The organism is Candidatus Methylomicrobium oryzae, assembly GCF_016745425.1.
Taxonomy (GTDB): Bacteria; Pseudomonadota; Gammaproteobacteria; order Methylococcales; family Methylomonadaceae; genus Methylomicrobium; species Methylomicrobium oryzae.
In genome coordinates this window covers 43,245-55,440 of sequence record NZ_JAERVK010000003.1, presented here as the reverse complement: position 1 = coordinate 55,440, position 12,196 = coordinate 43,245, and the positions used below count along the sequence as shown (strand labels likewise).

General features: G+C 56.2%; 9 protein-coding genes and 1 pseudogene. 9 read left to right on the top strand and 1 reads right to left on the bottom strand.

Annotated elements, in window-relative coordinates:
• The first annotated feature begins 178 nt into the window (after positions 1 to 178).
• The 8 genes and pseudogenes from hslV (at position 179) to JJL52_RS03910 (ending at position 9,425) form a co-directional block, all read left to right on the top strand.
• Complete coding sequence (hslV, locus tag JJL52_RS03945; protein ID WP_202051095.1) at positions 179 to 727, top strand: ATP-dependent protease subunit HslV; 549 nt, start codon at positions 179 to 181, stop codon at positions 725 to 727.
• A 4-nt stretch (positions 728 to 731) separates the two neighbouring features.
• Positions 732 to 2,060: an ATP-dependent protease ATPase subunit HslU gene (gene hslU / locus JJL52_RS03940; protein WP_202051094.1), complete on the top strand. Its 1,329-nt coding sequence runs from the start codon at positions 732 to 734 to the stop codon at positions 2,058 to 2,060.
• A 137-nt stretch (positions 2,061 to 2,197) separates the two neighbouring features.
• On the top strand, positions 2,198 to 2,590 hold the full coding sequence (locus JJL52_RS03935; protein WP_202051093.1) for a gamma-butyrobetaine hydroxylase family protein: 393 nt from the start codon (positions 2,198 to 2,200) through the stop codon (positions 2,588 to 2,590).
• A gap of 4 nt (positions 2,591 to 2,594) precedes the next feature.
• Complete coding sequence (gene ubiE, locus JJL52_RS03930) at positions 2,595 to 3,344, top strand: bifunctional demethylmenaquinone methyltransferase/2-methoxy-6-polyprenyl-1,4-benzoquinol methylase UbiE (protein WP_202051092.1); 750 nt, start codon at positions 2,595 to 2,597, stop codon at positions 3,342 to 3,344.
• Between the two features lies 1 nt (position 3,345).
• Entirely contained in the window at positions 3,346 to 3,981 is a 636-nt protein-coding gene (locus JJL52_RS03925) for a ubiquinone biosynthesis accessory factor UbiJ (RefSeq protein ID WP_202051091.1), read from the top strand.
• 36 nt (positions 3,982 to 4,017) lie between these two features.
• Positions 4,018 to 5,568: a ubiquinone biosynthesis regulatory protein kinase UbiB gene (gene ubiB / locus JJL52_RS03920; RefSeq protein ID WP_202051090.1), complete on the top strand. Its 1,551-nt coding sequence runs from the start codon at positions 4,018 to 4,020 to the stop codon at positions 5,566 to 5,568.
• 331 nt (positions 5,569 to 5,899) lie between these two features.
• Positions 5,900 to 6,741 (top strand): annotated as a pseudogene (locus JJL52_RS03915) (IS5 family transposase).
• A 236-nt stretch (positions 6,742 to 6,977) separates the two neighbouring features.
• A complete protein-coding gene (locus JJL52_RS03910; protein WP_202051089.1) occupies positions 6,978 to 9,425 on the top strand; it encodes a PAS domain S-box protein in 2,448 nt (815 codons plus the stop codon).
• A gap of 267 nt (positions 9,426 to 9,692) precedes the next feature.
• Here the strand turns inward: JJL52_RS03910 and JJL52_RS03905 are convergent, their stop codons facing one another.
• Positions 9,693 to 10,124 (bottom strand): DUF2267 domain-containing protein, encoded by a 432-nt coding sequence (locus tag JJL52_RS03905; protein WP_202051088.1) that lies wholly within the window; start codon positions 10,122 to 10,124, stop codon positions 9,693 to 9,695.
• A gap of 366 nt (positions 10,125 to 10,490) precedes the next feature.
• Here JJL52_RS03905 and JJL52_RS03900 point away from each other — a divergent pair, with 366 nt between their 5' ends.
• Positions 10,491 to 12,188, top strand: a complete 1,698-nt coding sequence (locus tag JJL52_RS03900) for a cation:proton antiporter domain-containing protein (RefSeq protein ID WP_202051087.1) — start codon at positions 10,491 to 10,493, stop codon at positions 12,186 to 12,188.
• Positions 12,189 to 12,196 lie beyond the last annotated feature (8 nt).

Sequence of the window (12,196 nt, the reverse complement as noted above, 5' to 3'; positions counted from 1 at the left end):
GCATGGTAGCACAACGAGATGGACACTGACCTTAACCGAACCTTCATGTCCAGCCCGTCCATTACCGTCCGGCTCCCGTTTCTGAAGAGTTCTGTTTTGTGCATTTTTTCGCACGTCCCGGCGTCAGACCATGTAAAATGCAGCCATTAACGCACCGTTTTAACTTTGGACTTTAAACGTGAATTTGAGAGGAACCACCATATTATCCGTGCGCCGCGGCAACAAAGTCGTGATCGGCGGAGACGGCCAGGTCACCCTGGGCAATACGGTCATGAAAGGCAATGCCCGCAAGGTCCGCCGCCTGTATCATGACAAGGTGATCGCCGGCTTTGCCGGTTCGACTGCAGACGCCTTTACCCTGTTCGAACATTTCGAAGGCAAGCTCGAAAAACACCGCGGCCATCTGATGCGCGCGGCGGTCGAGATGGCGAAAGATTGGCGCACCGACCGTACCCTGCGCCGCATGGAGGCGATGCTGACGATCGCCGACGCCAAAACCTCGCTGATCATCTCCGGCAACGGCGATGTGGTCGAGCCCGAAAACGACCTGATGGCCATCGGCTCGGGCGGCGCCTTCGCCCAGGCGGCCGCGCGCGCGCTGCTCGAAAATACCGATCTGAGCGCCCGCGAAATCGTCGAAAGAGCCTTGGCGATCGCCGCCGATATCTGCATTTATACGAATCATAACTTGCGCATCGAAGAATTGGACGCAGAACCGAGCGAGTAAAGTAATGACCCAGATGACACCTAAAGAAATCGTTCACGAACTGGACAAGCACATCGTCGGCCAGGCCAGCGCGAAGCGCTCGGTCGCGATCGCGCTCCGCAATCGCTGGCGGCGGCAGCAGGTGGACCCTGCGCTGCGCGAAGAAATCACCCCGAAAAACATCCTGATGATCGGCCCGACCGGCGTCGGCAAGACCGAAATCGCACGCCGGCTGGCGCGGCTTGCCAACGCCCCGTTCATCAAGATCGAAGCGACCAAATTTACCGAAGTCGGCTATGTCGGCCGCGACGTCGAATCGATCATCCGCGATCTGGCCGATACCGCAGTCAAAATGATGCGCCAGTCCGAAATGGAAAAAGTGCAGATCAAGGCTTACGACGCCGCCGAAGACCGTATTCTCGACATCCTGCTGCCCGAGGCGGACGCCGGTATGTTGTCCGATACGCGCGAGTCGACTCGCCAGAAAATGCGCAAAAAACTGCGCGAAGGCGACCTCGACGACAAGGAGATCGAAATCGACGTGCAGATGGCGCCGATGGGCGTCGAAATCATGGCGCCGCCCGGCATGGAAGAAATGACCAACCAGTTGCAGGGCCTGTTCCAGAACATGGGTTCCGGCCGCACCCGCAGCCGCAAAATGAAGATCAAGAAAGCCTTTAAGGTCCTGCAGGAAGAAGAAGCGGCGCGCCTGGTCAACGACGAGGACATCAAACTGAAGGCGGTCGAAGCGGTCGAGCAGAACGGCATCGTGTTTCTGGACGAAATCGACAAAATCTGCAAACGCTCGGATGTCGGCGGCAGCGGCGGCGGCGAAGTCTCGCGCGAAGGCGTGCAGCGCGACCTGTTGCCGATCGTCGAAGGCAGCACGGTCAGCACCAAGTACGGCGCGATCAAGACCGATCACATCCTGTTCATTGCCTCGGGCGCGTTCCATCTGACCAAACCGTCCGATCTGATCCCGGAATTACAGGGCCGCTTTCCGATCCGGGTCGAGCTGGATGCCCTGTCCGCGGACGATTTCTTCCGGATTCTGACCGAACCGGACGCTTCGCTGACCGAACAATACGCGGCGCTGCTCAAGACCGAAGGCGTCAACCTGAGTTTCGCGACCGACGGCATCCGCCGGATTGCCGAACTGGGCTGGGAAGTGAACGAGAAGACCGAAAACATCGGCGCTCGGCGCCTGCATACGATCCTGGAACGCCTGCTCGAAGAGATTTCGTTCAGCGCCCCGGACATGCTCGAAAAAGACGTCATGATCGATGCAGCCTACGTTGACCGCCACTTGGGCGAATTCGTCCACGACGAGGATTTGAGCCGGTATATTCTGTAAACTGCGAGGTTGAGTTACGACTGCATGGATGCAGGAGGTAGGGCAACGCAGGGAGCAGTTGCCGACGACTGCATGGATGCAGCCACCATGTTGGGTTACGCCCTATCGGGCTAACCCAACCTACACTTTGATTAGATATGCGACTCCATACCCCACCCTGCAACGCGCTGCCGACCGAAATCAAACTGCATCAGGTTTCCCGGATCCTGGAAATCCGTTTCGACGACGGCCGGGTTTTCAGGCTGCCGTGCGAATATCTGCGCGTCTACACGCCGTCGGCGGAAGCCCTGGGCCATGCGCCGGGACAGGAAATCCTGCAGGTCGGCAAGGAAGCGGTCACGATCCGGGAGATTCGGCCGGTCGGCAATTACGGCATTTGCCCGGTATTCAGCGACGGCCACGACAGCGGCATTTATACCTGGGATCTGCTTTACCAACTCGGCGCCGAATACGACAGCTTATGGGCCGACTATCTCGAACGGCTGAAGGCGGCCGGCTACAACCGCCAGGAACCCCAACCCTTACAGTAACAACATGACTCATCACAAAACGACCCATTTCGGCTTCAAACAAGTCGCCACCGAGGACAAGGTTAAATTGGTGCGCGGCGTTTTCGATTCGGTCGCCGAAAAATACGACATCATGAACGACCTGATGTCGCTCGGCATTCACCGCATCTGGAAACGGATCGCGGTGCAGCTTTGCAACGTGCGCAGCGGCGAAAAAGTGCTCGACCTGGCCGGCGGCACCGGCGACTTGACCACGCTGCTCGAAAAGCGCGTCGGCAAGGAGGGCCTGTGCGTGCTGGCCGACATCAATTCGGAAATGCTGCGCACCGGGCGTAACCGGCTGATCGACCGGGGCCTGACCGGCAACATCGAATACGCCCAGGTGAACGCCGAATGCCTGCCGTTCGAAGACAATACCTTCGACTGCGTGATCATCGGCTTCGGCCTGCGCAACGTGACCGACAAAGACGCCGCCTTGCGCTCGATGCACCGGGTATTGAAACCGGGCGGGCGCTGCCTGGTCCTCGAATTTTCGCATCCGACCGACCCGGTCACCGAAAAAGTCTACGATTTCTATTCGTTCAGCCTGCTGCCGAAAATCGGCAAATTCGTTGCGAAAGACGAAGACAGCTACCGCTATCTGGCCGAATCGATCCGAATGCACCCGAAGCAGGCCGAATTGAAAACGATGATGCAAAACGCCGGCTTCGAACGCTGCGAATTTTTCAACATGACGCAAGGCATCGTCGCGGTGCATCGCGGCTACAAGATCTGAGATGGCGTTCAAACCGTTTTTGGCGGCCGCGCTCGAAAGCGCGCTGAACCGTTATCTAAAGCTGGATATGGACGCCGGCGAACTGCTCGCGCCCCTGGCCGGCAAGGTGATCGCGCTAACGGTCGAACCGTTCGGCGAAACGGTTTATCTGTGCCCGACCGAAAGCGCGATCCAGGTACTCGACGCCTATCCCGAGCCGCCCGACACCCGGATCAGCGGTTCGCTGTCGGCCCTGGGCATGATGGGCATCAGTTCCAGGCCGATGCGCGCGGTGTTTTCCGGCGAAGTCAAAATCGAAGGCGACGTTGCGACCGGCCGCAAATTCCAGGCCCTGTTCGACAGGCTGAACATCGATCTTGAAGAACAACTGTCGCGTTTCACCGGCGACGTAATCGCGCATCAAATCGGCAACTTCTTCCGTACCGGTACGCGCTGGACGCGCGAGTCGATCCGGACTTTCGAACTGAACCTCAGCGAATTTCTGCAGGAAGAAACGCGCGACCTGCCCGCCGCCCCCGAGGCGGAGATTTTTTACCGCCAGGTCGATGAACTGCGCGCCGATTTCGACCGCCTGAACAGCCGGATCGAACGGCTGGAAAACGTATTAAACCGCAAACCGCTTACGGATAGTGAATAATCCCGTACGCCCTCACCTGTCCGCGCCAAATCCGACGTGATCAATCCTAGAACCTTACTCCGCTTGATCCATATCAATTGGGTGCTGGTATTCCACGGCCTCGACGAGATCGTGCTGAAAACGCACCTGTTCCGTCCGGTCCGGTTCCTAGCCGCGCTCTCGCCTTATTATTGGCTGCGGCGATGCAACGAGCCGCGCGGCGTGCGGATCCGCAAAACACTCGAAGACCTGGGCCCGATCTACGTCAAGTTCGGCCAAGCGCTGTCCACGCGCAAGGATCTCCTGCCGGAAGACATCGCCGACGAACTGGTCAAGCTGCAGGACCGCGTGCCGCCGTTCCCGAACGAAGTCGCCCGCCGGATCATCGAACAGGAACTGGGCATGCCGATCGGCAAGGCATTCGCCGAATTCGACCCGAATCCTTTGGCCTCAGCCTCGGTCGCGCAGGTGCACACCGCGAAGCTGCACAGCGGCGAAGCCGTCGTGGTCAAGGTGCTCCGGCCCGACATCGAAGACCGGATCCATTCCGATATCGCCCTGCTCTACGAATTGGCCCGTTTCGCCGAACGTTTCTGGTCGGATGCGCGCCGCCTGCGCCCGCTCGAAGTGGTCGCCGAATTCGAAAAGACCACGCTCGACGAGCTCGACCTGGTCCGCGAGGCCGCGAACGCGGCCAAGCTGCGGCGCAATTTCGAAAACTCCGAGATCATCTACGTGCCCGAAATCCACTGGCCGCTGTCCCGGCAAAAGGTAATGGTGATGGAACGAATCCAGGGCATTCCGGTCGGCGAGATCGAACAGCTGAAGGCCGGCGGCGCCGACTTCAAGCTGCTCGCCGAACGCGGCGTCGAAATCTTCTTCACGCAGGTGTTCCGGGACAATTTCTTCCATGCGGACATGCATCCCGGCAATATCTTCGTCGACCTGCCGGCCAAATACATCGCGGTCGATTTCGGCATCGTCGGCTCCCTGTCGCTGTCCGACCAACATTATCTGGCCGAGAATTTCCTGGCCTTCTTCAATCGCGACTACCGGAAGGTCGCGAAAATGCACGTCGAATCGGGCTGGGTGCCGAACTCGACAAGAATCGAGGAATTCGAATCGGCGATCCGCGGCGTCTGCGAGCCGATCTTCGAGAAACCGCTGCGCGATATTTCGTTCGGCCAGCTTTTGCTGCGCCTGTTCCAGACCGCCCGCCGTTTCGACATGCACGTGCAGCCGCAGTTGGTACTGCTGCAGAAAACCCTGCTGAATATCGAAGGCCTGGGCCGCCAGCTTTATCCCGAACTGGACCTGTGGCAAACCGCCAAGCCGTTCCTCGAAAAGTGGTTTCAGGAACGGATGGGACCGAAAGCCAAACTGAGCCAGTTCATGTCCCACTTTCCGGAACTCGCCGAACAGCTTCCGGAAGTCCCGTCGCTGCTTTACAAAGCGCTCGACAACGCGGCCTACGCAAAACAGACCAGCGAAGCGCAAACCCGCGAACTCGCCGAGCTGCGCAAGCAGATCGAAGCGAACCATCAAACTACGTTGTGGACGATCCTGGTCGGCACGGCCATGATCGGCGCGGCGATTTTTTTCAGGTAACAGATCAAGCGTTAAATCCAGCACGCTCTAATTAGCGCAACGCAATCGGATCTACGGCCCTTGCCGGTGTCTTACATCGACCGCCTCATTTCGACACTTTACCGGCATTCACGGATTTCTAATCCAGGCACCAATTCGTAGTTAGCAAACCGTCGGCTTTTGCGATGATTAAGCGGCAGGCTACTTTTGGAGGACTCCAGTCAAGGCCTCTTTCAATTTGACCATGTCATCGTGGAAAGTCGAAATGCTGCTAAAAGCCTATCCCATTAGGAACATCTGCCCGATTCATGTCCTCTAATTCCGAAACGATTATTGAAGAGGTATTTCGCGTATGGGATTAGCGCTAAAAGATGATGGGTGGCGGCTTTCGGATGCGTTGTGGGCACGGATGGAACCTTTGCCGCCGCCGCGTAAGCCGCATCCTTTGGGCTGCCATAATCCTCGCGTGCCGGATCGGCAGGCGATGAATGCAATCTTGTTCGTGCTCCGCACCGGCTGTCAGTGGAATGCGTTGAGCGCCACCGGCATCTGTTCCAGCAGCTCGGCGCATCGGCGTTTTATGGAATGGACTAAGGCCGGCGTCTTTCAAGCCTTCTGGCAGGAAGGGCTGTTGGCCTATGACGGACTGAAAGGTCTGGACTGGTCGTGGCTGTCGCTGGATGGAGCGATGACCAAAGCTCCATTAGCGGGGGCGGAGAAAAGTCGGCCGCAACCCCACCGATCGCGGCAAGCAAGGCGTCAAACGCAGCGTATTGACCGACGCGGCGGGACTGCCGGTCAGTCGGGTGATTGATGGCGCGAACCGGCACGATAGGAAGTTGACGTACGCCACCTTAGAAGCCCTTGGCATCCCGCGTCCCGATCCGACGCCTGAGCAGCCGCAAAATCTCTGCCCGAACCGAGGTTACGACGCTAAGGAAATTCGCGAGTTGGCGGAGGCGTTCGGATATAGGGCGCACAGCCGGACACGCGGTGAAGAAGCGCAGCCCCTCAAGCGGGAAGCCGGCTTCAAGGCGCGGCTTCAGGTCGTAGAGCGCACCCACAGTTGGATGAATCGGTTTCGCCGGATTCTGACCCGCTGGGAGGAACGCGTGGCGTTTTATTTGGCCATGGGCCATGTTCCGCCTGGCTTGCGGCCTCATCACCTGGCACGCCGCGAGCCTACCGGGATAGGCTTTAAGTAGACAAAAACCTTTACTTCCTTTTAGCTCAGGATATTAACAGTAGTAGGCTTAATTTTCAGAACGGACAATCGCAAACCTTTGCCGTCGGTTTGTATTGTGAGCGCGAGGTGCCTGAAAATGCGCCGATCAAGTCGAAGCGGCTCAGGCCCTGCTTGATTTGGTCTTTTCATATTCGTATGCAGACGCCTGCTTTTCTGCCATCTCTATCTATAAGAGAGATTTCCCATGACAACCCAAATCCAACCATTGTCATCGATTGAAGGACTGATGCCGCATGGAATGTGTCTACTGTGGCAACCTCATTTACTGTACTTGCATGTGATTTCGGATGGCTTAATTGCGCTTTCTTATTTTTCTATTCCCTTTGCCCTGCTTTACTTTGTCATAAAAAGGCAAGACCTGAGCTTTCGCTGGCTATTCATCCTTTTCGGCCTTTTTATTTTGGCTTGCGGCACCACCCATTTGTTAAAAGTCTGGACCATCTGGCATCCGGATTATTTTTTTGAAGGACTGGCAAAAGCCGTCACGGCGGCTGTTTCATTTACAACCGCCGTCATGTTATGGCCTTTCGTTCCCATCGTTTTAAAACTGCCGAGTCCCAGCGCATTGGCACGCGCCAATGCCTTATTGCAAGAAGAAGTGCTTGAGAAAGAACGGCACGAAAATCAAGTTAAGTTATTAAACCGGGAACTGGAAAAAAAAGTTGAAGAGCGAACTCTGGCTTTACGCGAAGCCAATCGTCATTTAAAGCAACAAATCGAAGAGCGTCACCAGGTCGAACGGGCCTTGCGGGAAAGCGAGGAACAACTCAAAGCAACCGTTGAGAGCGCCGCCGACGGCATCCTTACCATAGATCAAACCGGAACCATCGAATCGGTCAATGCCGCCATTGAGGCGATTTTCGGCTATGCCAAAGATGAACTTATCGGACAGGATGTGGCCTGCCTGATTCCGGGGCCCGATCAGGATCGCCATGCTGACTATTTAGCAAAATACCTGGAAACCGGGGTGAAAAAAGTGATCGGCGTCCACCGCGAAGCGAAAGGATTCCATAAAAACGGCCATGAGTTCTCCCTGGATATTGCCGTTACCGAGTTTCATCGAGAGGGACGCCGTTTTTATACCGCCATTATTCGGGATATCACCGAGCGCAAGCGGGCTGAGGAAGCGTTAATGCAGAGCAAGAAAGACCTGGATCGGGCACAAGAAGTCGGGAATATGGGATGGTGGCGTCTCGATATCCAGCGAAATGTGCTGACCTGGTCCGACGAAAACTATCGCATTTTCGGCGTGCCTAAAGCAACCCCACTGACTTACGAGACATTTTTAGAACGCGTTCATCCCGAGGATCGTCAATCTGTGGATACCCAATGGCGGGCAGCACTTAAAGGGGAATCCTATGACCTTGAGCATCGTATTGTGGCGGAGGGTCACGTCAAATGGGTGCGCGAGAAGGCTTACCTGGAATATGAGGCTAACGGCAAACTGCGGGGTGGATTCGGCATCAGCCAGGACATCACCGAACGCCACCGCCTGGAAGACGCGCTCCGCGAGGCCGACCGCCGCAAAGATGAATTTCTGGCGACGCTGGCGCATGAACTAAGAAATCCCTTAGCCCCGATCAGTAATGGCCTGCATATTCTGCGGCTGCCAGGCATTGACAATGAAACCGTCGAGCGTGTGCGCGAGATGATGACGCGCCAAGTCAATAACATGGTTCGTCTGGTGGATGAGCTGATGGAGGTATCGCGCATCACGCGCGGCAAGATCGATCTGCATAAAGAGAAAATTGACCTGGCCGAGGTGCTTCAGAGCGCCGTCGAAACCAGTCGGCCGTTCATTGAGGCCAGCCAGCACCAGCTTGACCTTGACTTACCAGCCGAACCGCTGATGCTGGAGGGGGATAAGATGCGATTGACCCAGGTTTTCGCCAACCTTTTAAATAATGCCGCCAAGTATACGCCTGAGGGCGGCCGGATCTGGCTAAGCGCCCGGCGTGAGGCTGCTCAGGCCGTCGTATCGGTAAGGGATAATGGCATGGGCATACCCGCCGAGATGCTGCCGAAGGTGTTTGATCTCTTTACCCAGGTCGACCGAACCACTCACCGGGCCCAAGGGGGGTTAGGCATCGGGCTGACCTTAGTTCACAGCCTGGTGACCTTGCATGGAGGCAATGTGAAGGTCGACAGTGAGGGAGCAGGCCAAGGAAGTGAGTTCACGGTGCGCTTACCCTTAACGGACAAGGGAAACAACCCAGGCAGCAGCTTGCAAAACGACAGCTCTGCCTTGCCCTTGCCATTATCTTCACGCCGTATGCTGGTAGTTGACGACAACCACGACGCCGCCGACAGTCTCGCCCTGTTACTGAAGGGTCTTGGGAATGAGGTCATAACTACCCATGATGGTCCTTCCTCTCTCCAAATCCTCGAAAACTTTCAGCCAACTGAAGTGTTTTTGGATATCGGCATGCCGGGAATGGATGGCTTTGAAGTCGCCCGACGGATCAGGCGGCAACCCAAAGGCCAAGATATCATATTAATTGCCCTGACCGGTTGGGGCCAGGAAGAAGATCGCCGTCAATCACGAGAAGCCGGCATCAACCACCACCTCGTCAAACCGGTAGACTTGGAGATACTGAAAGCGTTATTGGCAAACATAACGGATAAAGCCTAAACATCTTCGTACTAAGCCTCACAAGGTCTTTCTTTTGAGGATACGGGCTTACTCAGGCTTTATAAGCGTAGCTTTTCTTCCAGCGCTACAACTGCATTACCGCTTTGTAGCCTGAGCATTCATTCGAAAATTTCGTCAAATGGCAGAAATTGGCCGGGAAGGCTCAGTGAAATTGAATGAGCAAAACCGACACAAAGCCGCAAATCCGTGAATACGCATAGATGAGCGCCCTGCGCCGCCAAGCAGGCACATAGCCTCGAGCCGAAGTTATACGTCCAGAAGGTCGGCGATTTCCCGAGGAAGCTGGCTTCTGACATGCCGCATTTCACCCTCGGAGACATAGTGTTTGATTGCCTTGAAAACAGCCTGAACTTTGGGACGGGGATCATCCCCCAAATCCCTTCCTGCCGTACGGGCCCCATGGGCATAAACGGCGTTTAAAAACTCTTGGCGGGTCTTGTATTTTTCCCTTTCTTTTCCCAGTTTCCAGCCGTTCACATAAACCGCTTTGATGGCCATGGGCAGCTGGGAGATCAAATCTTGCGATTCTTCTACCGTGATCCGGTCCCTCAACGCATAAAACACAGCCTGGCTCACTCTGAAGGCACAATCCGTGTCATCCGGTGTACCGAGTTCTCCCGCCACTTTTTTAAGGAATATATCGCCTTCATAGGCGTAATGTTCAAATTGCGATGCCATCCGTCATTTCTCCTCTTCAAACGCTATCGGCTATTGATGTTTGGCAGGGGGACGATTTTTATGCTGCGTTAGCGGGGCGGCTTATCCCCACTATTAATATCCCTACCATGCTGTTGCTTAAGGTCTGTATATATCGGGAATTAAAGAAATTCGACTCCTGAGCATTCTGAGGAACAGGGGGATAGGATAGTTCAGATTGGATCGAATCCCGCAGTGAGCTGATTCCAATTCAACGTTCGATACAGTCTCGGCGGTTCTGAACATGCTATCCCGGCATCAGTCTAAGGGATAGTTCAAGCCGACATTCCCTTCAAGAAACCTTCATGTTCGACCTTATCCAATGCGCTGCAAAGACGGGGAATGTCGATGCTCCATAATGTTCCTCTGATTACGACCCTTGCCGCCGCGTTCGGCTTAGCCCTGGTGCTGGGTTTCCTGGCCGTCCGGCTCAAACTGCCGGCCCTGGTGGGCTACTTATTGGCCGGCATCCTTATCGGCCCTTTTACGCCGGGCATCATGGTCGATGCCGAAATCGCAGAACAGCTTGCTGAGATCGGGGTGATGCTGCTGATGTTTGGCGTGGGCTTGCATTTCTCGCTCGATGACCTGCTGGAAGTGCGCAAAATCGCTTTGCCGGGGGCCATGCTGCAAATTGCCGTCGCTACTGCGATCGGGGCGAGCGTAGCCACGGCATGGGGTTGGGGATTGGGCGCTTCGTTGATGTTCGGTCTGGCGCTTTCGGTGGCGAGCACCGTGGTGATGCTTAGGGCATTGGAAGCCCACGGTGCGCTGGAATCGGTGAACGGCCACATTGCGATCGGCTGGATGATCGTCGAAGATTTGGCCATGGTACTCGTACTTGTGCTGCTGCCCAACTTAGCCGGTTGGCTCGGCGGTACAAACCCGAGCGGTGAAGACGGGATACTATGGCAAGCCCTTGGCATTACGCTGGGAAAAGTGGCCGCGTTTATTGCCTTAATGCTCGCGGCTGGGCGCCGGGTCTTCCCCATGCTGCTTTGGCAGATCGCCCGTACCGGCTCCCGTGAGCTCTTCACCTTGTGCATCGTATCCGCAGCGGTCAGCATTGCCTACGCAGCGACCGCCTTGTTCGGCGTATCCTTCGCGCTGGGGGCTTTTTTTGCGGGCATGATGATGCGGGAATCCGAATTAAGCCATCGTGCCGCCGAACAATCCTTGCCGCTGCGAGAAGCTTTCGCGGTGCTCTTTTTCGTGTCGGTGGGAATGCTGTTCGACCCGATGGTTCTGGTGGAGCGGCCGATACAGGTTCTGGCCGTACTCGGCATCATCATCACCGGCAAGACACTTGCTGCTACGGCATTAATCCTCGCCTTCGGCTATCCGTTGAGTACGGCGCTTACCGTAGCGACAAGCCTGGCCCAGATCGGCGAATTCTCATTTATTCTGGCCGGGCTAGGCGTAAACCTGGGACTGTTGCCGCACGAGGGCCAAAGCTTGATTCTCGCAGGCGCACTGATCTCCATTGCCATCAATCCCCTGTTTTTTGCGACCGTGACGCCGATTCAGGTCTGGATAAGGTCCCGCTCGAAGTTGTCCCGACTGCTGGAACGGCCCGATGACCCGTTGGCCGAATTGCCTGCATCGGTCGATGAAAGATACCTGTGCGGGCAGGTCGTCTTGGTAGGGTACGGCCGCGTGGGACGGCGCATCGGTGAAACATTAGCCGAGCGTGATATTCCCTTTGTGGTGATCGAGCAGAACCGCGAACTGGTTGAACGGCTGAGGACGAAGGGAACCCCGGCCGTTGCAGGGGACGCCTCGGACCCGGTGGTCCTGAGCCAGACGCACATTGCCCAGGCCCGATTGCTAATCGTAGCCACGCCCGACACCTTTGACCTTCGGCAAATGATCAAGACCGCCCGGATGCATAATCCCGGCATTGAAACGGTGGTTCGTACCCACAGTGAACTGGAAGCCTCGCTGCTGGAAAAGGAATCGGCCGAAAAAGTTTTTCTGGGCGAGGATGAGCTTGCCAAAGGCATGATACGGCATGTGCTGGAGCAATACGGGCAACAAAGCCGCTAAGACCGTAA

Bases quoted from the DNA above. Each gene is read 5' to 3' on its own strand.
- hslU (WP_202051094.1), top strand. From the start codon at position 732: ATGACCCAGATGACACCTAAAGAAATCGTTCACGAACTGGACAAGCAC.
- JJL52_RS03935 (WP_202051093.1), top strand. From the start codon at position 2,198: ATGCGACTCCATACCCCACCCTGCAACGCGCTGCCGACCGAAATCAAA.
- ubiE (WP_202051092.1), top strand. From the start codon at position 2,595: ATGACTCATCACAAAACGACCCATTTCGGCTTCAAACAAGTCGCCACC.
- JJL52_RS03925 (WP_202051091.1), top strand. From the start codon at position 3,346: ATGGCGTTCAAACCGTTTTTGGCGGCCGCGCTCGAAAGCGCGCTGAAC.
- JJL52_RS03910 (WP_202051089.1), top strand. From the start codon at position 6,978: ATGACAACCCAAATCCAACCATTGTCATCGATTGAAGGACTGATGCCG.
- JJL52_RS03905 (WP_202051088.1), bottom strand. From the start codon at position 10,124: ATGGCATCGCAATTTGAACATTACGCCTATGAAGGCGATATATTCCTT.
- JJL52_RS03900 (WP_202051087.1), top strand. From the start codon at position 10,491: ATGCTCCATAATGTTCCTCTGATTACGACCCTTGCCGCCGCGTTCGGC.